This is a genomic window from Bacillus sp. FSL M8-0256, assembly GCF_038005765.1.
Taxonomy (GTDB): domain Bacteria; phylum Bacillota; class Bacilli; order Bacillales; family Bacillaceae; genus Bacillus; species Bacillus safensis.
The window spans coordinates 1,726,165-1,746,920 of the sequence record NZ_JBBOTU010000001.1; the positions used below are offsets into that span (position 1 = coordinate 1,726,165).

The 20,756-nt window shown below is 41.7% G+C and carries 21 protein-coding genes; all 21 read left to right on the forward strand.

Going from position 1 to position 20,756, the window contains the following annotated elements; genetic code table 11:
- Positions 1-429 precede the first annotated feature (429 nt).
- Positions 430-903, forward strand: a complete 474-nt coding sequence (gene rimP / locus NSQ76_RS08710) for a ribosome maturation factor RimP (RefSeq protein ID WP_003211398.1) — start codon at positions 430-432, stop codon at positions 901-903.
- Between the two features lie 32 nt (positions 904-935).
- Complete coding sequence (gene nusA / locus NSQ76_RS08715) at positions 936-2,051, forward strand: transcription termination factor NusA (protein ID WP_024424140.1); 1,116 nt, start codon at positions 936-938, stop codon at positions 2,049-2,051.
- Between the two features lie 15 nt (positions 2,052-2,066).
- Positions 2,067-2,351, forward strand: a complete 285-nt coding sequence (gene rnpM, locus NSQ76_RS08720) for an RNase P modulator RnpM (protein ID WP_024424139.1) — start codon at positions 2,067-2,069, stop codon at positions 2,349-2,351.
- Complete coding sequence (locus NSQ76_RS08725; RefSeq protein WP_024424138.1) at positions 2,344-2,646, forward strand: YlxQ family RNA-binding protein; 303 nt, start codon at positions 2,344-2,346, stop codon at positions 2,644-2,646. The genes rnpM and NSQ76_RS08725 overlap by 8 nt, the downstream gene beginning before the upstream one ends.
- A gap of 19 nt (positions 2,647-2,665) precedes the next feature.
- Positions 2,666-4,786, forward strand: coding sequence for a translation initiation factor IF-2 (infB, locus tag NSQ76_RS08730; RefSeq protein WP_034623586.1), 2,121 nt, complete (start codon positions 2,666-2,668; stop codon positions 4,784-4,786).
- The gene (locus NSQ76_RS08735; RefSeq protein WP_024424137.1) at positions 4,783-5,061 is read left to right on the forward strand and encodes a DUF503 domain-containing protein; all 279 of its coding nucleotides are present in this window, start codon (positions 4,783-4,785) and stop codon (positions 5,059-5,061) included. The genes infB and NSQ76_RS08735 overlap by 4 nt, the downstream gene beginning before the upstream one ends.
- Positions 5,062-5,078: 17 nt before the next feature.
- Entirely contained in the window at positions 5,079-5,429 is a 351-nt protein-coding gene (rbfA, locus tag NSQ76_RS08740) for a 30S ribosome-binding factor RbfA (RefSeq protein WP_007499525.1), read from the forward strand.
- Positions 5,430-5,497: 68 nt separating this feature from the next.
- Positions 5,498-6,427 carry a tRNA pseudouridine(55) synthase TruB gene (gene truB / locus NSQ76_RS08745; RefSeq protein ID WP_024427004.1) on the forward strand — a complete coding sequence of 310 codons (930 nt, stop codon included), beginning with the start codon at positions 5,498-5,500 and terminating at the stop codon, positions 6,425-6,427.
- Positions 6,428-6,444: 17 nt separating this feature from the next.
- The gene (ribF, locus tag NSQ76_RS08750) at positions 6,445-7,410 is read left to right on the forward strand and encodes a bifunctional riboflavin kinase/FAD synthetase (RefSeq protein ID WP_034623584.1); all 966 of its coding nucleotides are present in this window, start codon (positions 6,445-6,447) and stop codon (positions 7,408-7,410) included.
- 140 nt (positions 7,411-7,550) lie between these two features.
- Complete coding sequence (gene rpsO / locus NSQ76_RS08755) at positions 7,551-7,820, forward strand: 30S ribosomal protein S15 (protein ID WP_008354438.1); 270 nt, start codon at positions 7,551-7,553, stop codon at positions 7,818-7,820.
- Between the two features lie 181 nt (positions 7,821-8,001).
- Positions 8,002-10,119, forward strand: coding sequence for a polyribonucleotide nucleotidyltransferase (gene pnp, locus NSQ76_RS08760; RefSeq protein WP_024424134.1), 2,118 nt, complete (start codon positions 8,002-8,004; stop codon positions 10,117-10,119).
- 124 nt (positions 10,120-10,243) lie between these two features.
- Entirely contained in the window at positions 10,244-11,197 is a 954-nt protein-coding gene (locus tag NSQ76_RS08765) for a polysaccharide deacetylase family protein (protein ID WP_341053374.1), read from the forward strand.
- 33 nt (positions 11,198-11,230) lie between these two features.
- On the forward strand, positions 11,231-12,460 hold the full coding sequence (locus NSQ76_RS08770; protein ID WP_025092599.1) for a M16 family metallopeptidase: 1,230 nt from the start codon (positions 11,231-11,233) through the stop codon (positions 12,458-12,460).
- Positions 12,461-12,532: 72 nt separating this feature from the next.
- On the forward strand, positions 12,533-13,453 hold the full coding sequence (locus tag NSQ76_RS08775) for an aminoglycoside phosphotransferase family protein (protein WP_341053376.1): 921 nt from the start codon (positions 12,533-12,535) through the stop codon (positions 13,451-13,453).
- Positions 13,454-13,524: 71 nt separating this feature from the next.
- Positions 13,525-13,797 (forward strand): YlmC/YmxH family sporulation protein, encoded by a 273-nt coding sequence (locus NSQ76_RS08780; protein WP_024424130.1) that lies wholly within the window; start codon positions 13,525-13,527, stop codon positions 13,795-13,797.
- A gap of 122 nt (positions 13,798-13,919) precedes the next feature.
- Positions 13,920-14,822, forward strand: coding sequence for a dipicolinic acid synthetase subunit A (dpaA, locus tag NSQ76_RS08785; RefSeq protein ID WP_024424129.1), 903 nt, complete (start codon positions 13,920-13,922; stop codon positions 14,820-14,822).
- Entirely contained in the window at positions 14,819-15,412 is a 594-nt protein-coding gene (gene dpaB / locus NSQ76_RS08790; RefSeq protein ID WP_024427009.1) for a dipicolinate synthase subunit B, read from the forward strand. Before dpaA ends, dpaB begins: the two co-directional genes overlap by 4 nt.
- Positions 15,413-15,551: 139 nt before the next feature.
- A complete protein-coding gene (gene asd / locus NSQ76_RS08795) occupies positions 15,552-16,571 on the forward strand; it encodes an aspartate-semialdehyde dehydrogenase (protein WP_024427010.1) in 1,020 nt (339 codons plus the stop codon).
- Positions 16,572-16,663: 92 nt separating this feature from the next.
- Positions 16,664-17,878 (forward strand): aspartate kinase, encoded by a 1,215-nt coding sequence (dapG, locus tag NSQ76_RS08800; protein ID WP_024427011.1) that lies wholly within the window; start codon positions 16,664-16,666, stop codon positions 17,876-17,878.
- Positions 17,879-17,908: 30 nt separating this feature from the next.
- Positions 17,909-18,775, forward strand: a complete 867-nt coding sequence (gene dapA / locus NSQ76_RS08805) for a 4-hydroxy-tetrahydrodipicolinate synthase (protein WP_024427012.1) — start codon at positions 17,909-17,911, stop codon at positions 18,773-18,775.
- A 171-nt stretch (positions 18,776-18,946) separates the two neighbouring features.
- The gene (gene rnjB, locus NSQ76_RS08810; RefSeq protein ID WP_012010007.1) at positions 18,947-20,614 is read left to right on the forward strand and encodes a ribonuclease J2; all 1,668 of its coding nucleotides are present in this window, start codon (positions 18,947-18,949) and stop codon (positions 20,612-20,614) included.
- Positions 20,615-20,756: the final 142 nt, after the last annotated feature.

Genomic DNA, 20,756 nt, shown 5'->3' on the forward strand with positions numbered 1-20,756 from the left:
ACAAAATGTTTTTTGGAAATAGAGATGGCTTAGTGTAGATGTTACTTTCTTTCATAGGGGAGCTCTGTTCTTCGCTCATTGCATTCAGGTGCATTATTACCAGTCCGCTCTATTCATAGTGGCTTTCCGTTTATATATAAAGGAAGAGAGAGGTATTAATGGTACTGAACATGCTGCAGTAATCGTTGAGCAAGTACCTATTATAAGGAGGAACTTCATTTGCATAAAAAAATTGGATATGGTATAGTTTTTATGGAAATGCTAACGATTACCGAGACAAGAGTGGGGAAACCCGCTCTTTTGTATTGAACAGGCAATTTTTGTCTCGACATTATTCATCCGTTTTCTGCTCCCCCTGCTCACATAAAGCAGGGTTTTTATGCAGAATGATTGATAAGAGCGTTTATCGAAAGCACAAGGAGGAAGAGAATGAGCAAAAAAGTAGTGGATGTCGTAAGCGAAATGGTGCAGCCAATTTTAGATGGCTTACAGCTTGAACTCGTTGATGTTGAATTTGTCAAAGAGGGTCAAAACTGGTTCCTTCGCGTGTTTATTGACTCTGATAAAGGTGTCGATATCGAAGAGTGTGCCAAAGTGAGCGAAGCCTTGAGCGAAAAGCTTGATGAGGCAGATCCGATTAGCCAAAACTACTTTCTTGAAGTGTCCTCTCCTGGAGCGGAGCGCCCATTAAAGAAAAAAGCTGATTTTGAAAAAGCACTTGGAAAAAATGTTTTCATGAAAACATATGAACCAATTGATGGTGAAAAAGCATTTGAAGGTGAGCTTACAAGCTTTGATGGTGAGATTGCAACAGTGACAGTGAAGATCAAGACAAGAAAGAAAGAGATCAATATTCCATACGAAAAAATAGCTAACGCAAGATTAGCAGTTTCGTTCAATTAACCTTTTCATTGATATAAGGGGGAACCATAAAAATGAGTAGTGAGTTGTTAGATGCCCTGACTGTTCTTGAGAAAGAGAAGGGTATTAGTAAAGAAATTATAATTGAAGCGATAGAAGCTGCACTCATTTCTGCATATAAGCGTAATTTTAATCAAGCACAAAATGTTCGTGTTGATTTAAACCGCGAAACGGGAACAATTCGTGTGTTCGCAAGAAAAGATGTTGTAGATGAAGTGTATGATTCTCGCCTTGAAATCTCTGTAGATGATGCAGCCAATATTAACCCGAATTACATGGTTGGTGACGTCGTTGAGATTGAAGTCACACCAAAAGACTTCGGACGCATTGCAGCTCAGACAGCGAAACAAGTTGTGACGCAGCGAGTGAGAGAAGCAGAGCGTGGTGTGATCTACACTGAGTTCATCGACCGCGAGGAAGACATTATGACGGGAATCGTTCAGCGGATTGACAGTAAATTTATTTACGTGTCACTTGGCAAAATCGAAGCCCTTCTTCCTGTCAATGAACAAATGCCAAATGAAGAATACAAACCACATGACCGCATTAAAGTGTTCATTACAAAAGTAGAAAAAACAACAAAAGGACCACAAATTTATGTGTCTAGAACACATCCAGGTCTTTTAAAGCGTTTATTTGAAATTGAAGTACCAGAAATTTATGATGGTACTGTAGAGCTTAAATCGGTTGCTAGAGAAGCTGGGGACCGTTCTAAAATATCTGTTCGTACAGATGATCCTGATGTTGATCCAGTTGGCTCCTGTGTTGGACCAAAAGGTCAGCGTGTACAAGCAATTGTCAATGAGCTAAAAGGCGAAAAAATTGACATTGTCCATTGGTCTAATGACCCGGTTGAATTTGTTGCCAATGCGCTCAGTCCATCAAAAGTACTTGATGTCATTGTGAATGAAGAAGACAAGGCGACAACAGTCATTGTCCCTGATTATCAGCTGTCATTAGCGATTGGTAAAAGAGGTCAAAATGCCCGCCTTGCAGCGAAGCTGACTAGCTGGAAAATCGACATTAAAAGCGAAACAGATGCAAGGGAACTCGGTATTTTCCCAAGAACTGAAGACTCTGAATCTCTTTTCTTAGAGGCTGAACCAGTAGCTGAGGAATCTGACGAATAAGAGGTGATATTAAAGGTGAAAAGCCGAAAAAAAATCCCGCTTAGAAAATGCGTCGTGACGGGAGAAATGAAACCAAAGAAAGAACTGATCCGTGTTGTTCGTTCTAAAGAAGGAGAAGTGTCTGTTGACGCTACCGGAAAAATGAACGGACGCGGAGCTTACCTTTCTCTCGATAAAGAAACCATTCTTGCGGCAAAGAACAAACGCAGTTTACAGCAGCAATTTCAGACACAGATTGACGAACACATATTTGAAGAATTACTAGAACTGGCTGAAAAGGTGAAAAAACCTAATGAATGAATCTGAATGGTATCCTTTGCTTGGTCTAGCAAATCGAGCTCGTAAAGTCGTGTCAGGAGAAGATCTGGTGATCAAAGAAATTAGACATGCGCGTGCTAAGCTGGTTCTTCTTGCAGCAGATGCCTCATCTAACACAGAGAAAAAGGTATCTGACAAATGCAAATTTTATAATGTTCCGGTTAGAAAAGTTGAAGACCGTTCCGTTCTCGGACGTTCTATTGGGAAAGAAGCTCGCGTAGTTGTCGCTGTCACTGACCAAGGCTTCGCTAAGAAGCTCATAAGCTTGCTCGATTAATTTATTTGGGGGTGAACGAATGGCTAAAGTGAGAGTATATGAATACGCAAAAGCCATAGATGTTTCAAGTAAAGATATTATAGCAGCGCTTAAGGATATGAACGTGGAAGTGAACAACCACATGGCGACGCTTGAAGACGACACTGTGAAAAAGCTAGACGCTATCTATAAAAAAGCCAAAGCAAAAGAGACAGCTAACGAGAAACCCGCAGAACAAAAAAAACAATCATCTAACAAAAACAATGATAGAAAGAAGAATGACGTGCAGAATAATCAATTTAATAAAAACAAAAAAAACAACAACCAAAATAAAAACAAAAATAAACGCGGTGGAAATAACAAATCGCAGCATCAGCAAGCTAGACCTGTGAAGCCTAAAAAAGAGCTTCCTGAAAAAATTGAATTTACAAATTCAATGACTGTCGGCCAGCTGGCTGATGAGCTTGGAAAAGAAACAGCTGAAATCATCAAAAAGCTGATGATGCTTGGTGTCATGGCAACGATCAACCAAGAACTTGATAAAGATACAGTTGAATTAATCGCTTCTGAATATGGTGTTCCAGTAGAGGAAGTCATTATTTTAGAAGAAACTGAACTTGAAAAGTATGAAGTTGAAGATAAAGAAGAAGATATGCAAGTACGCCCTCCAGTTGTAACGATCATGGGACACGTTGACCACGGGAAAACAACTCTTCTTGACAGCATTCGTAAGACAAAAGTCGTCGAAGGCGAAGCAGGTGGAATCACGCAGCATATCGGTGCATACCAAATTGAAGAAAACGGCAAAAAAATTACGTTCCTTGATACACCTGGACACGCAGCATTTACAACGATGCGTGCACGTGGTGCCGAAGTAACGGATACGACAATTCTAGTCGTTGCAGCAGATGATGGTGTCATGCCTCAAACAATTGAAGCGATTAACCATGCGAAAGCGGCAGAAGTGCCAATCATTGTTGCTGTTAACAAAATTGACAAACCAACAGCGAACCCTGACCGCGTGATGCAGGAATTAACTGAGCATGGTCTTGTACCAGAAGCTTGGGGCGGCGAAACCATTTTCGTTCCACTATCTGCGAAAACAGGTGAAGGCATTGACGAATTGATCGAAATGATCCTTCTTGTCAGCGAAGTAGCAGAACTGAAAGCCAACCCTAATCGTGCGGCAAAAGGGACTGTCATCGAGGCTGAGCTTGATAAAGGAAGAGGTTCTGTTGCAACCCTTCTTGTTCAAACAGGTACACTTCATGTAGGTGACCCAATCGTTGTCGGAAATACATTTGGCCGTGTACGTGCAATGGTCAATGACATCGGCCGCCGCGTGAAAACAGCAGGACCATCTACACCTGTTGAAATCACTGGTTTAAACGATGTACCGAATGCAGGGGATCAGTTCCTTGTATTCAAAGATGAAAAGACAGCTCGTCAAGTCGGTGAGGCGCGTGCTTCTAAACAGCTGGACGAACAGCGTTCAGATAAAGCAAAATTATCTCTAGACGACCTATTTGAGCAAATCAAACAAGGTGACGTAAAAGATATCAACTTGATCGTGAAAGCAGACGTACAAGGCTCTGCTGAAGCATTAACAGCAGCTCTTCAAAAAATTGAAGTCGAAGGCGTAAAAGTGAAAATCATCCATACGGGTGTTGGAGCGATTACAGAATCAGACATCATTTTAGCAAGTGCTTCTAATGCTATCGTGATTGGCTTTAACGTACGTCCTGATGGAAATGCGAAGAGCACAGCTGAAACAGAGAACGTAGATATCCGCTTGCACCGCATTATCTATAAAGTCATCGATGAAATTGAAGCTGCGATGAAAGGAATGCTTGACCCTGAATATGAAGAAAAAGTCATCGGTCAAGTTGAAGTTCGTCAAACGTTCAAAGTATCTAAAATCGGTACAATTGCTGGCGGCTATGTAACTGAAGGAACGATTACAAGAGATAGCGGAATCCGCTTAATCCGTGACGGCGTCGTTATTTTTGAAGGCGAAGTTGACGTGTTAAAACGATTTAAAGATGATGTGAAAGAAGTTTCACAAGGCTATGAATGTGGTATTACCATTAAGAAATACAATGATATCCGTGAAGGTGATGTCATGGAATCATTCGTTATGCAAGAAATCGAAAGAAAATGATCGGTTATACCGAATGTGAGTGCATGATCTATGATGCATCCTCACTGAAGGAAAAACGTGCGGTTCTTCAGCGAATATTGACAAGAACGCGTCATAAATTCAATGTAACCATTGCTGAAATGGATTACCAGGATACATGGCAGCGTACATCAATCGGAATCGCCGTGATTTCCTCATCTCGGGTTCAAGTGGAAAAGGAGCTTCAGCGTGTATTAAGCTTTATCGATTCTTTTCCTGAAATTGAACGAACGATCACGAAAACTGAGTGGTTTTAATTAGAGGTGATAAGATCATGAGTATGAGAGCAACCCGTGTGGGTGAGCAAATGAAAAAAGAATTGGGCGACATCTTAGGCAGAAAGCTAAAAGATCCAAGAATCGGCTTTTTGACTGTAACTGATGTCGAAGTATCCGGTGATTTGCAAATTGCCAAAGTCTACATTTCTGTTCTTGGCGACGAGAAGAAAAGAGAGGAAACCTTAAAAGGTCTTGCAAAGGCTAAAGGGTACATCCGCTCTGAAATTGGCAATCGAATCAGACTTCGCAAAACACCAGAACTGCATTTTGAATTCGACGAATCTGTAGATTACGGAAATCGAATTGAAAGCCTGATTGCTGAATTAAACACAAAAGATCACGAATAAGATGTTGAAATAAGGATAGGCGATGATCGTCTGTCCTTTTTCATCGTTTATGAAAGGAGAGAACGCAGATGATAAATGGTGTTCTTTTATTACATAAAGAAAGAGGCATGACCTCACACGACTGTGTGTTTAAAGTAAGAAAAATTTTGCACACAAAAAAAGTCGGCCATACAGGCACCCTCGACCCAGAGGTTTCAGGTGTTCTGCCTATTTGTATCGGAAGAGCAACGAAGATTGTAGAATACTTAACAGATAAATCGAAAACGTATGATGCGGAAATCACGATTGGCTTTTCTACAACAACAGAAGACCAAACAGGTGAGATCGTAGAAGAAAAAAAAGTGGAAAAACCGATCTCAGAAAAAGAAATTGATGAGGCGCTGAAGCAGTTTGAAGGAACCATAGAACAAATTCCTCCCATGTTTTCTGCTGTGAAAATTGGCGGGAAAAAGCTCTATGAATATGCAAGAGAAGGCATTGAAATTGAGCGGCCGAGCCGAGAAATTACTATTCACCGTATCGAGCGGACTACACCTGTCACATATGAGGATGGCAGCGTGTCATTTAGGTTTACCGTTCTATGCTCAAAGGGAACGTATGTGAGGACTTTAGCGGTTGATATCGGGAAGAAACTAGGGTTTCCAGCCCACATGTCACATCTCATTCGTACAGGGTCTGGTGATTTTACACTTGATGAATGTATCACGCTGGATGAGCTGCGAGATATAAGCGAGGAAGGAACTGTAGATGAGCACCTTGTTCCGATCGAGCGTGCGCTCAATCATTTGCCGAAATGGGAGATAAATGATACATTAGCAAGTAAAGTGGAAAACGGTGCAGTCCTGCCAATGCCTGATGAATTTGCTCATTTCGCAGAGGCGGATCGTGTCGCTGTTTTTGCTCCTTCAGGCCGTTGTCTGGCGATATATATGAAGCACCCGACCAAACAGAACCTGATGAAGCCGGCGAAGATCTTATCTCAGGACAAGCAATCTTAAAGAAAAGGTGACATCTCGTGAAGACTATACATATTTCACACCCACATACATTGAATCAAAAGGATCAAGTCCCGTCTGTTATGGCTTTAGGGTACTTTGACGGTGTTCACCTCGGGCATCAAAAAGTCATTGACGAAGCGAAAAGCATTGCGGAAAAAGAAGGATTGGCCTTAGCAGTCATGACCTTTCATCCGCATCCATCACATGTTTTGCAAAAGGCACGGGAACCAAAAGACTTAATTACACCGCTTGAGGATAAAATTGATTTTATCGAACAGCTGGGCGCTGACTATTTATACATCGTACAATTCAGCGAGAGCTTTGCAGCTCTATCTCCTCAAGAATTTGTGGATCAATATTTGGATGAATTGAATGTGAAGCACGCAGTAGCGGGGTTTGATTTTACGTTTGGCCGTTTTGGTGCAGGCACAATGGAAACGTTCGACGAATACGGAAAAGGCCGTATCAATGCAACCATCGTACCTAAGCTGTCCAATCAAGACCGAAAAGTCAGCTCCACTCTCATCCGTTCCGCATTAAAAAATGGGGATGTTGAATATGTGAGCGAGCTTTTAGGAAAACCTTATCAGCTTCGCGGCATTGTCATCCATGGAGACAAACGCGGACGGACGATCGGGTTTCCGACAGCTAATGTCGGCTTATCTGCTGAATACATTATTCCGCCAACAGGGGTATATGCAGTAAGAGCAGAAGTAAAAGGTAAAGTATATGACGGTGTTTGTAATGTCGGCTATAAACCAACATTTTATGAAAAACGTCCTGATCAGCCTGCCATTGAAGTAAACCTCTTTGATTTTAACGAAGAAATATATGGCCAGCCGATTAAATTACAATGGTTCAAGCGCATTCGCAGTGAACGAAAATTTAATGGAATCCAGGAGCTGACGGCTCAAATCAGTCAAGATAAAGAAGAAGCGATTCAGTTTTTTCAAGATCAGCATAAGCAAACAAAAAAATCATAGAAAAACTGCTCTACCATTTGCAAATTCAGCATATTTTTAGTATGATTATTCCTGTAGCTTTAAAACCACTTACTTGGCAGGCCGACTTCACCGACGGCTGCGAGGTAGATGGGGCTAACATGATTTGGAGGTGAAACAGGATGGCAATTACTCAAGAGCGTAAAACGCAATTAATTAATGAGTTCAAAACACACGAATCTGATACTGGATCTCCAGAAGTTCAGATCGCTGTCCTAACAGAATCAATTAACAACTTGAACGAGCATTTACGTACTCATAAGAAAGATCACCACTCACGTCGCGGTCTTTTGAAAATGGTAGGTAGACGTCGTAATCTTCTTACGTATCTACGTAATAAAGACGTAACTCGTTACCGTGAGTTAATTAACAAACTAGGCTTACGTCGATAATCGTAAAAAGCGGGAGGATTCCCGCTTTTTTATCGTATAATCACTAATATTTTATGGTTAAAATGTTGAAAGAATGGCAAATACCCTTCTACATACAGCTTTCACATTGATATGTGAAAATCATTTTGTTCATAATAAGAACTAACTAAAATTTTACGATAAGAGAGGAGTTTATCTCAGAATGGGACAAGAGAAACATGTCTTCACCATAGACTGGGCTGGACGTCAACTGACAGTTGAAACTGGCCAGCTTGCAAAGCAAGCAAACGGAGCGGTCCTCGTACGCTACGGAGATACGGCTGTGCTTAGCTCAGCAACAGCTTCTAAAGAACCAAAACCACTTGATTTCTTCCCGCTCACTGTGAACTACGAAGAAAGACTATACGCAGTAGGTAAAATTCCTGGCGGCTTCATTAAAAGAGAAGGCCGTCCAAGTGAAAAGGCTATCCTTGCGAGCCGCTTAATTGACAGACCAATTCGTCCGCTGTTTGCAGATGGATTTAGAAACGAAGTACAAGTCATTAGTATCGTCATGAGTGTGGATCAAGATTGTTCATCTGAAATGGCTGCAATGTTTGGCTCATCTTTAGCTTTATGTGTGTCTGACATTCCATTTGAGGGACCAATCGCCGGCGTTACAGTAGGACGAGTGGATGGAAAGCTGATCATTAACCCAAATGTGGAGCAGCTTGAACAAAGTGACATCAATCTTGTGGTTGCCGGAACAAAAGATGCGATCAACATGGTAGAAGCTGGTGCTGATGAAGTGCCGGAAGAGACAATGCTTGAAGCGATCATGTACGGTCACCAAGAGATCAAACGCTTAATTGAATTCCAAGAAGAAATTGTGAAGGCAGTCGGTAAAGAAAAAATCGATATTCCTTTATATGAAGTAGATCAAACGTTAGCAGACGAAGTAAAAGCACTTGCTGAAGCTGACCTGCTGAAAGCGATTCAAGTACATGAGAAGCATGCGCGTGAGGATGCGATCAGTGCTGTGAAAAAAGCTGTAGTTGAGAAGTTTGAAGCAGAAGAACGTGATGAAGCAACGATTAAACAAGCGAAAGATGTATTAAACAAGCTTGTCAAAAACGAAGTTCGCCGTCTGATCACTGAAGAGAAAGTACGTCCAGATGGACGCGGCGTAGATCAAATCCGTCCACTTTCTTCAGAAGTAGGACTTCTGCCAAGAACGCACGGTTCAGGCCTATTTACAAGAGGACAAACACAGGCGCTCAGTATTTGTACATTAGGTGCACTTGGCGATGTGCAAATTCTTGATGGTCTAGGTGTTGAAGAATCAAAACGCTTCATGCACCATTACAACTTCCCGCAATTCAGTGTTGGTGAGACAGGTCCAATGCGCGGTCCAGGCCGTCGTGAGATCGGACATGGTGCACTAGGTGAACGTGCACTAGAACCAGTCATTCCATCCGAAAAAGATTTCCCTTATACGGTTCGCCTCGTTTCAGAGGTATTAGAATCTAACGGATCTACTTCACAAGCAAGTATTTGCGCAAGCACACTTGCGATGATGGATGCGGGTGTTCCAATTAAAGCACCAGTTGCAGGGATTGCAATGGGACTTGTGAAATCTGGGGAATACTACACAGTGCTGACAGACATTCAAGGAATGGAAGATGCACTTGGAGATATGGACTTTAAAGTGGCAGGTACATCAAAAGGTGTCACAGCCCTTCAAATGGACATCAAAATCGATGGCTTGTCAAAAGACATCTTAGAAGAGGCTCTTCAACAAGCAAAAAAAGGAAGAATGGAAATATTAGACAGCATGCTGTCAACGATTCCTGCTTCTAGAGGAGAATTGTCTCGTTATGCACCTAAAATCTTAACGATGACAATCAATCCGGATAAAATTCGCGATGTCATTGGACCAAGCGGTAAACAAATCAATAAAATCATTGAAGATACCGGTGTGAAAATCGATATTGAACAAGATGGTACAATCTTTATTTCTTCTACAGAAGAAGATATGAACCAAAAAGCGAAGAAAATCATTGAAGATCTTGTGAGAGAAGTTGAAGTAGGACAGCTTTACTTAGGTAAAGTCAAACGCATTGAAAAATTCGGTGCCTTCCTTGAAATCTTCAGCGGAAAAGATGGACTTGTTCATATTTCTGAGCTTGCGCTTGAGCGTGTGGGCAAAGTAGAAGATGTCGTGAAACTTGGCGATGAATTACTTGTCAAAGTCACTGAAATCGATAAACAAGGCCGTGTGAACCTTTCTCGGAAAGCTGTTTTACGTGAAGAAAAGGAAAAAGAAGAAAAGCAGTCTTAATGAGATCAAATAAAATGTGTTAGAAGCCAGGTATCCGTGCCAGGCTTCTTTCTTTTCTTACGCTAACAATAGTTCTAGCTTGTTTCTCCCCGTCATAATTTGTGGTAAAGGGGAGGGACAACCATTGAAAAAAACGTTACCATTCATTGTGTTTGTATTTTTACTGCTCGTGTCATATCAAACGATGAAGCAGCCGGCTGCTGTTACATATATTGAATCAATGAAAGAGCATGCCGAGGTTGCATCTGTTTCAAAAGATATTTTATTTCAGGAAATTGAATCGAAGTCTTCTGACTATGAAGTAAAGGCGCAAAATGCTAAGATTGATAAAGTGTGGAAAAAGATGCCTGGCTTAAATGGACAGACAGTTGATATCGATGCCTCTTATGAAAAAATGAAGAAACAGGGGTCATTCGATGAAAAGCTGCTTGTTTTTAATGAAACAAAACCATCTATTCATTTACATGAGCTTGGTCCAGAGCCCATTTATAAGGGACATCCAGATAAAAAAATGAATGCATTCCTCATCAACGTAGCTTGGGGTGACGAGCATTTAATCAACATGTTAAAGACGCTGGAAAAGCATCAAGTCAAGGCGACCTTTTTCTTAGAAGGCAAATGGGTGAAAAAAAGCACAGAGCTTGCTAAAAAAATCGTGGCCGATGGTCATGAAATTGGAAATCATTCATACAATCACCCAGATATGCGCACACTGACAAGAGAACGAGCATTAGAGCAGATAACGAAAACAAATCGCCAAATTGAAGAATCCCTTGGGAAGAAACCAAAATGGTTTGCGCCTCCAAGCGGCAGCTTTAAAGAAGAAACAGTCAAGCTTGCCAAACAAGAAGGCATGGAAACCATTATGTGGACAGTAGACACCATCGACTGGCAAAAACCATCCCCGGCTATTTTACAAAAGCGGGTGCTTAGGAAAATTCACAATGGGGCGATGATATTAATGCATCCAACAGATGCAACAGCGAAAAGTCTTGACGCACTTATCACTCAAATCAAGGAAAGAGGATATGAATTAGGGACGGTTTCTGACCTCCTAAGTGAAAAAAGACATCCGTGATGCGATCTGTTTGTTGAATAGGAGGAGCAAAACTTGGTCAAAACGTATACATGCCAAAACGGAGTAAGAATTGTACTCGAAAACAATCCCACTGTAAGGTCTGTCGCAATTGGCGTCTGGATTGGCACAGGCTCTAGACATGAGACACCTGAAATTAATGGGATCTCACACTTTTTAGAGCATATGTTCTTTAAAGGGACAAAGACAAGATCTGCACGTGATATCGCAGAATCCTTTGACCGCATTGGTGGTCAAGTGAATGCCTTTACATCAAAAGAATACACTTGCTACTATGCGAAGGTGCTTGATTCACATGCTGGCTACGCCCTCGATGTATTAAGCGACATGTTCTTTCACTCAGCTTTTGATGAAGAAGAGCTGAAAAAAGAAAAAAATGTGGTGTACGAAGAAATTAAAATGTATGAGGATACTCCTGATGACATCGTTCATGATTTATTAAGCAAAGCCATTTATGGGGATCATTCATTAGGATATCCGATTTTAGGAACAGAGGAAACACTCTCTACCTTTAACGGAGACTCACTTAGAAAATATATGGATGAATTCTATACGCCGGACCGCGTCGTGATCTCTGTTGCAGGGAACGTAGATGAGACCTTTATTCGTGAGGTTGAAAAGCTGTTCGGTTCTTATGAAGGAAAAGGGAAAAAGCAGCCTGTAGAAGCTCCAGCATTTCATTATGACAAGCTCACACGCAAAAAGGAAACGGAACAAGCGCACCTATGCCTGGGCTTTAATGGCCTTCCAGCTGGAGATAAGGGCATCTATGACTTAATCGTCTTAAATAATGTTCTTGGCGGAAGCATGAGCAGCCGATTATTCCAAGATGTAAGAGAGGACAAAGGACTTGCTTATTCCGTCTTCAGCTATCACAGTTCATTTGCAGATAATGGAATGCTGACGATTTACGGCGGAACTGGAGCCAAGCAGCTAAACCTGCTCTCTGAGACCATCTTACAAACATTAGACGTCTTAAAGCGTGAGGGAATCACGCAGAAAGAACTAGAGAACTCTAAGGAGCAAATGAAAGGCAACCTTATGCTCAGCCTTGAAAGCACAAACAGCAAAATGAGCCGAAACGGTAAAAATGAACTGCTCCTTGGCAAACATCGGACACTCGATGAAATTATTGATGAAATCAACAGCGTCACATTAGACGGCGTGAATAACTTATCTAAACGCATCTTTACAGAAGATTATGCGCTCTCGCTTATTAGTCCGACGGGTGATCAGCCATCATAACGTAAACAACACGGCAGACTCAAAAAAGTCTGCCGTTTTATTGTAGGTAAATAAGAAAGGGGTTCTGCTTTCATGGAACATGAAAAGCTGAAACAGCTCTCTCCACTTCTGACACAAGCTTCTTTCCAAGCCATGACATCTGGTTTTTCGGGAGATCGTACCTTTTTGGTTACAATATCATCTAGTGAAAAGCTGGTGCTTAAGTTATCAGACATTCAAACGTATTCGCGTTATAAAAGAAAAGCATCATTTCAGCGGAAGTTAAAAGATCGAGGGATTCTTTGTTCTGAAGTGATTGAGATTGGAATGAGTGCTGAACTAAACTGTACCTATCGTATTTTCTCCTTTATCGAAGGCGAGAATGCTAGAGACTCCATCCATCTACTTACAAATGAAGAGCAGTATGAAATCGGGAGGCGGGCAGCGAGAGAGCTAAGTTTGATGCATACATGCCGTGCACCTTCTCATGTTCGTCCGTGGGATGAGAAAGTCATAGCAAAACATGAACGGTATATACATGCCTATCAATCAAGTGGCGTGACGTTTTCCAATGATCAGTTTGTATTAGATTTTATCAAGTCGAATGTTGATGCGGTAAAAGAGAGGCCTAACCAGTTCCAGCATGATGATTTTCATTTAGGGAATATCATCATACAAGGTAATCAATATGCCGGTGTGATTGATTTCGATCAATCCGACTGGGGCGACCCGGTTCATGACTTTTATAAATTGTCCTTATTTAGTCGAGAAAGCAGCATTCCGTTCTCAGCTGGACAACTGGATCAATACGTGAGTACGCAGTCCACAAACGATTTTTGGCTTCTTTTTTCCATCTATACAGCAATGAGCTGCTTTTCATCTATCATCTGGACGCTTTCCTATGATCCGGGACATGTAAAAGACATGGTGAAACGAGTGGAGAGAATGCTAAAAGATCATAATTACTTTCATCAACTTAAGCCTGTTTGGTATACCAACTCACATTATACATAACTTGAAAAGAGCAGGACGGTCTATTTCTTCCTTTTGCTGCATATATGATACGGAAGGGAAGTGATGCGATTTTGAGGCTGAGTGAACTGTCAGGAAAAGAGATCGTCGATATTAAAAGAGCGGAGCGGCTTGGCGTGCTTGGACAAACCGACCTTGAAATTAATGAACAGGACGGTCAAATTACAGCACTCATTATACCTTCCGTGAAGTGGTTTGGCTTTCGAAAACAAGGAAATGACATCCGCGTCCCGTGGAATCACATTCAAAAAATAGGATCAGATATGATCATTCTCGATGTGCCTGAAGAACTTCAGCCGCACGGAGAAAAAGAGCACCCGCAATAATGGGTGCTCTTTTTCTTTTCTCTCTCTGATTCGTTCACAGGCTGAATCCTCTCCTCATATGCTGAAAGGGAGATTCAGAAAATATTACAGACTTTTTTAAATAAAGAAGGTGAACGGTCAGTATGTTGAGCGGTTTAACGGTTGCGGTGATCGGGGGAGATGCAAGGCAGCTTGAAATTATTCGCAAGTTGTCACAGCAGCATGCCAAAGTATTTTTGGTTGGATTTGACCAGCTGGATCATGGATTTATCGGTGCTGAAAAGCTGAAAATGTCTGAACTTCCATTCGAACAAGTAGACAGTATGATCCTGCCAGTATCTGGGACAACGGATGAAGGCGCTGTTGCTACCGTTTTTTCAAACGAGCAGGTCTTGCTGGAAGCTAAATATTTAGAAAGAACCCCTGCCCATTGTATCTTGTACTCAGGTATTTCAAATACGTACTTAGACAATCTGGCAAAGCAGGTGAACCGGAAGCTTGTGAAGCTGTTTGAGCGAGATGATATTGCCATATATAACTCAATTCCAACAGTTGAAGGAATTATCATGATGGCCATTCAGCAAACGGACTATACGATTCACGGGTCTCATGTCGCTGTTCTCGGACTTGGAAGAACAGGACTCACCATTGCCCGCACATTTCGGGCACTAGGGGCAGACGTAAAAGTAGGGGCTGCAGACACAGCACATTTAGCGCGGGCATTTGAGATGGGGCTTAATCCATTTTCAATGGACCAGTTAAAAGAGGAAGTAACGGATGTTGATATTATCATCAATACCATTCCAAGTCTTGTATTAGATTCATCTGTCATCGTCAGCATGACACCAAAGACACTCATTTTGGATATCGCCTCACGCCCAGGCGGAACAGACTTTGACTTTGCACAAAAGCACGGAGTGAAGGCACTTCTTGCACCAGGACTCCCGGGGATTGTTGCACCAAAAACAGCAGGACAAATCATTGCAAAAGTGCTTTCCGGGCTTTTATGTGAACTTGCGGAGGAAAAAAGGGGGATGGAATCATGACAACATTAAAAGGGAAAAGAATCGGCTTTGGTTTAACAGGTTCCCACTGTACGTATGAAGCTGTTTTTCCGCAAATCGAAGCGCTTGTAAAAGAAGGGGCAGAGGTGCGTCCAGTGGTGTCGTACACGGTGCAGAGCACGAATACGAGATTTGGAGATGGAGCCGAGTGGATCGAGCGGATTGAGAAGCTGACTGGTTTTCAAGCGATTGACTCAATCGTGAAAGCAGAGCCGCTCGGGCCTAAGCTGCCGCTTGATTGTATGGTTATTGCTCCTCTAACTGGTAACTCGATGGCGAAATTTGCAAATGCCATGACAGACAGTCCTGTTTTAATGGCTGCTAAAGCAACCATACGGAATCATCGACCTGTCGTTTTAGGTATCTCAACAAATGATGCGTTAGGTTTAAATGGTACAAATCTGATGAGGCTGATGTCGACAAAGAATATTTTCTTTATTCCGTTTGGTCAGGATGATCCATTCAAAAAACCGACCTCTATGGTCGCGAACATGGATCTGCTATCTCAAACAGTAGAAGAGGCACTCCAGCATAGACAAATTCAACCAATTTTAATTGGACCAAACGAATAATAGATTCACTAGAAAATCAAGAAAGATTCAAAAAAGATGCTTCAAGCCTTGCTTTTCTATGGTAAAATAAAATGTAAAAAGTCATAGGATGGCCATCCGAAAGAAAAGAATCATGGATGGGTCGGAAGGAGTTTTACTGATGGGAAGAGGATTGCATGTAGCTGTAGTTGGAGCGACTGGAGCTGTCGGTCAACAAATGTTAAAAACACTAGCTGACAGAGATTTTGAAATGGATACACTTACTCTACTATCCTCAAAACGTTCTGCTGGAACAAAAGTGACATTCAGAGGTCAAGAGTACACTGTTCAGGAAGCAACACCTGAAAGCTTTGAAGGAGTGAACATCGCATTATTCAGTGCTGGAGGAAATGTTTCTAAAGCGCTGGCTCCTGAAGCAGTCAAACGAGGTGCGATTGTTGTTGACAACACAAGTGCTTTTCGTATGGACGAAAACATCCCTCTTGTCGTACCAGAGGTAAACGAAAAAGATTTGCATGATCATCAAGGGATCATTGCAAACCCTAACTGTTCAACGATTCAAATGGTAGCGGCATTAGAACCGCTTCGTCAGGCATATGGAATGAAAAAAGTCATTGTCTCTACGTATCAAGCAGTATCAGGTGCGGGACATGAAGCCATTGACGAACTATACAGCCAATCACAAGCCATTTTAAATAAAGAGGATGTAACGCCAGAAGTCATGCCTTATCAAATTGCATTTAATGCGATCCCGCAAATTGATAAATTCCAAGATAACGGTTATACATTCGAAGAAATGAAAATGATCAATGAAACGAAAAAAATCATGCATATGCCTGAGCTGGAAGTAGCGGCAACATGCGTAAGGCTTCCAATTGAAACAGGTCATTCAGAATCTGTCTACGTCGAACTAGAATCAAATGATGCAACAGTGGAAGACCTCAAATCAATTCTAAAAGATGCACCAGGAATTACGCTGCAAGATGATCCGTCTCAGCAAATTTATCCAATGCCTGCAGATGCTGTTGGGAAAAACGACGTATTTGTCGGCCGCATTCGGAAAGATTTGGACCGTCCAAACGGGTTCCATATGTGGATTGTATCTGATAATCTGCTTAAAGGCGCTGCATGGAACTCAGTTCAAATTGCAGAAAGCTTAAAAGCATTAAAATTAGTTTAACATTCAATGGATGATGAGGACGAACAGAAGAGAGTTAGGCATCTTTCGCCTGCTCTCTTCTGTTACGTCAGAATGAACTTGGAGTGAAAACAGTGAAAATAATTGTCCAAAAATTTGGCGGTACATCTGTCAAAGATGATCAAGGTAGAAAAAGGGCACTTGCACATATCTTATCTGCAAAAGAGAAAGGCTATAAGTCGGTTGTTGTCGTTTCTGCAATGGGACGAAAAGGCGATCCCTATGCGACAGATACGCTGCTTGGTCTGCTTTACGGCAGCGCGCAGCATATGACAAATCGAGAAAAAGACTTGCTTGTTTCCTGCGGAGAGAATATCTCAGCTGTTGTGTTTTCAAGTATGCTGAATGAAAACGGTCTAAAGGCTGTAGCGATGACTGGAGCTCAGGCGGGCTTTGTGACAGATAAGGAGCATACGAGTGCGAAAATTATTGACATGAAGTGCGAACGTCTGGAGGCAGCACTGTCTGAACATGATGTGGTCGTTGTCGCTGGGTTCCAGGGAGCCGCGAAAAATGGAGACGTGACAACAATCGGACGAGGTGGCAGTGATACGTCCGCTGCTGCTTTAGGCGCTGCATTGCAGGCAGACTTTATTGATATTTTTACAGATGTAGAAGGCGTTATGACAGCAGATCCCCGCATTGTTGAAAATGCAAAACCGCTGAGAGTCGTGACATATACGGAAATTTGCAACCTTGCATATCAAGGGGCAAAAGTCATTCACCCGCGAGCTGTCGAAATTGCGATGCAGGCAAAAGTACCAATGAGGGTCCGTTCAACATACTCTGATGATGAGGGCACACTCGTTACATCACATTACTCCGATAAAATGAGCCATGATGTGTATGACCGCCTCATTACGGGTATTGCACATGTCAATGATGTGACACAAATCAAAGTCCCTGCAAAAGAAGGTCAGTACAGCGTACAAACAGAGGTCTTCAAAGCAATGGCAAACGCACAAATCAGTGTCGACTTCTTCAACATCACACCGAGTGAAATTGTGTATACAGTGACAGGTGCAATGACTGAAAAGGCAACGTCGATCCTAAAAGAACTTGGCTATACACCAATTGTGACAACAAATTGTGCGAAAGTATCAGCTGTTGGCGCAGGCATTATGGGTGTACCAGGTGTCACATCGAAAATTGTAACGGCTCTATCCGAGCAAAACATTCCGATTTTACAATCGGCTGACAGTCATACGACCATTTGGGTGTTAGTGAACGAAGAAAACATGAGAGCGGCTGTCAATGCCCTGCATGAAGTGTTTGAACTTTCAAGATAAATGTGATTGAATCATGATGAGGTGAAAAAAATGAATTTCGGAAATATCGCAACAGCTATGATTACACCTTTTGATAAAAAGGGCAACATCGATTTCCAAAAGCTATCAATTCTCATTGATTACTTGTTAAAAAACGGCAGTGACTCCTTAGTCGTTGCAGGGACAACAGGCGAATCGCCAACTTTATCGAATGAAGAAAAAGTCGCTCTTTTTCAGCAATCGGTCAAATTAGCAAATGGTCGTTGTAAAATCATTGCAGGAACAGGCAGTAATAATACAAATGCGTCTATCAAACTAACGAAAAAAGCAGAAGAAGCGGGCGTTGATGCAGTGATGCTTGTCGTACCTTATTACAACAAGCCATCACAGGAAGGCATGTATGCACACTTTAAAGCCATTGCCGAGTCTACATCTCTTCCTGTCATGCTTTACAATGTACCAGGAAGAACGGCAGCTTCATTAGCACCAGAAACAACGATTAAGCTTGCGCAAATACCTAACATTGTTGCCATTAAAGAAGCAAGCGGCGATCTTGATGCTATGACAAAAATCATTGCAGAGACGCCAGAAGATTTCGACGTATATTCAGGGGACGACAGTTTAACACTTCCGGCTGTATCTGTTGGTGCAAAAGGAGTTGTCTCTGTTGCATCTCATATCGTAGGACTGGATATGCAGCAAATGCTGAAAAGCTATGCTTCAGGCCAAACAGCGAATGCAGCATTGATCCATCAAAAGCTGCTTCCAATCATGAAACAGCTTTTCTCAGCACCAAATCCAACGCCTGTCAAAACAGCCCTTCAGCTGAAAGGACTAGACGTCGGATCTGTTCGTCTTCCGCTTTTGCCTTTGTCAGAAGAAGAGAGACTGGATTTAAGCAGCGTATTAAACAGCTGATCAAAACAAAAGATTTCGTAAGCGGTCATTCTCAGATGTCCCTGAGTATGACCGTTTTTTATACATAAACACTTTCTTAAAATGTGACTTCATCTTGTTTTCTAAAATTAGATTCAGTTATAATAGCATTAAGCGATGATGGACGGGCTTGAGACTAGGAGGATAAGAATTTTGAAAAAGAAAAATACAGAGAACGTAAGAATTATTGCACTCGGAGGCGTTGGAGAAATCGGAAAAAACCTATATGTCATTGAGATTGATTCGGACATATATGTAGTAGATGCAGGTTTAATGCATCCAGAAAATGAAATGCTGGGCATTGACGTCGTCATTCCTGATATCTCTTATTTAACAGAGCGTGCTGATCGGGTGAAAGCAATTTTTCTTACCCACGGACATGATGAAGCAATCGGAGGCGTATTCCATTGCTTGAGCAAATTGTCTGTACCAGTCTACGGAACGAAGCTGACCCTTGCGTTACTTCGAGAAAAATTAAAGCAGTATGGCTTCAATCAAAAAGCTGATTTGCGTGAGGTACATGCAAAATCAGTCATTACTTTTGAAACAACAAAAGTATCGTTCTTTAGAACGAATCACAGCATTCCTGATTCAGTTGGGATCAGCTTCAAAACCTCTCTTGGTTCAATCGTATGCACAGGTGATTTTAAATTTGATCAAACCCCAGCGCTTAACCAAGCCTGTGACATCGGAGAGATTGCGAAAATTGGGAACAACGGCGTTTTAGCACTACTTTCAGACAGTGCAAATGCTGAAAAACCAGGCTATACACCTTCTGAGGCGCTCGTCCAAGACGAAATCTCAAATGCGATGTACAATGCTGAAAATCGTGTGATTGTTGCTGTGTCTTCATCTAATATTAACCGCGTGCAGCAAATCATTAATGCAACAAATCAAAATGGCCGTAAGCTTGCAGTTGCAGGGAAAAATATGATGACAACCCTTCAGCTGGCGATCAAGCTTGGTTATGTTACAGCAGACGAAGAATTATTTGTACCCGTTCAAGAAGTGAAGAAAATGGCGAAAAACGACGTAGTTATTCTGACCGCTGGAAGCCACGGAGAGCCGCTTGCTGCTTTAACAAAAATGGCGAAGCAAAATCACAAACAGCTTCATATTGAAAAAGATGATACAGTTGTGATTGCATCTACACCTCTTCCTGGACAAGAACTCACATATTCTAAAACAGTGGATTTCCTTACAAGAAGCGGAGCACAAGTCATTTTTGCGCAAAAACGTGTACATGTATCTGGACATGGCTGCCAAGAAGAGTTAAAGCTAATGCTGAACTTACTAAAACCGAAGTATTTAATTCCGGTGAATGGCGAATATCGTATGCAAAAAGCACATTCTCGTATTGCTGAAGAAGTAGGCATGAAACGCAGTGACATTTTCTTGATTGATAAAGGCGATGTTGTTGAGTTTAGAGGACAGAATGTCAAAATCGGTGAAAAAGTTCACCAAGGAAACATTTTGATCGATGGTCTTGGTGTTGGTGATATCGGAAACATCGTGTTACGCGATAGACGTCTATTGTCTCAAGACGGCATCTTGATTGTTGTCATTACGCTCGATAAACAAAAGAAACAATTAATTTCTGGACCTGAAATCATCACAAGAGGATTTGTCTATGTAAGAGAATCCGAAGAGCTGATTGTAAAAGCAACAGAAATGGTCAAAGGAATTGTCAAAGAGCAAACTGAAAACTCAATTGTTGAATGGTCAACATTGAAACAATCCATGCGCGATGTGCTAAATCAATTCCTATATGAAAAAACAAAACGTAAGCCGATGATCATTCCAATTATTATGGAAGTGTGATGAGAAAAGCCCAAAGAGTATAAGCTCTTTGAGATTGTTGACAAAGTGCTAAAATGAACTTTATTTTAGCACTTTGTCTTCTTTTTAGCGTGATAGAAAACCTTTGCAGTCTAGAAAGGACGAGCACCGGAGCGAATTTGAC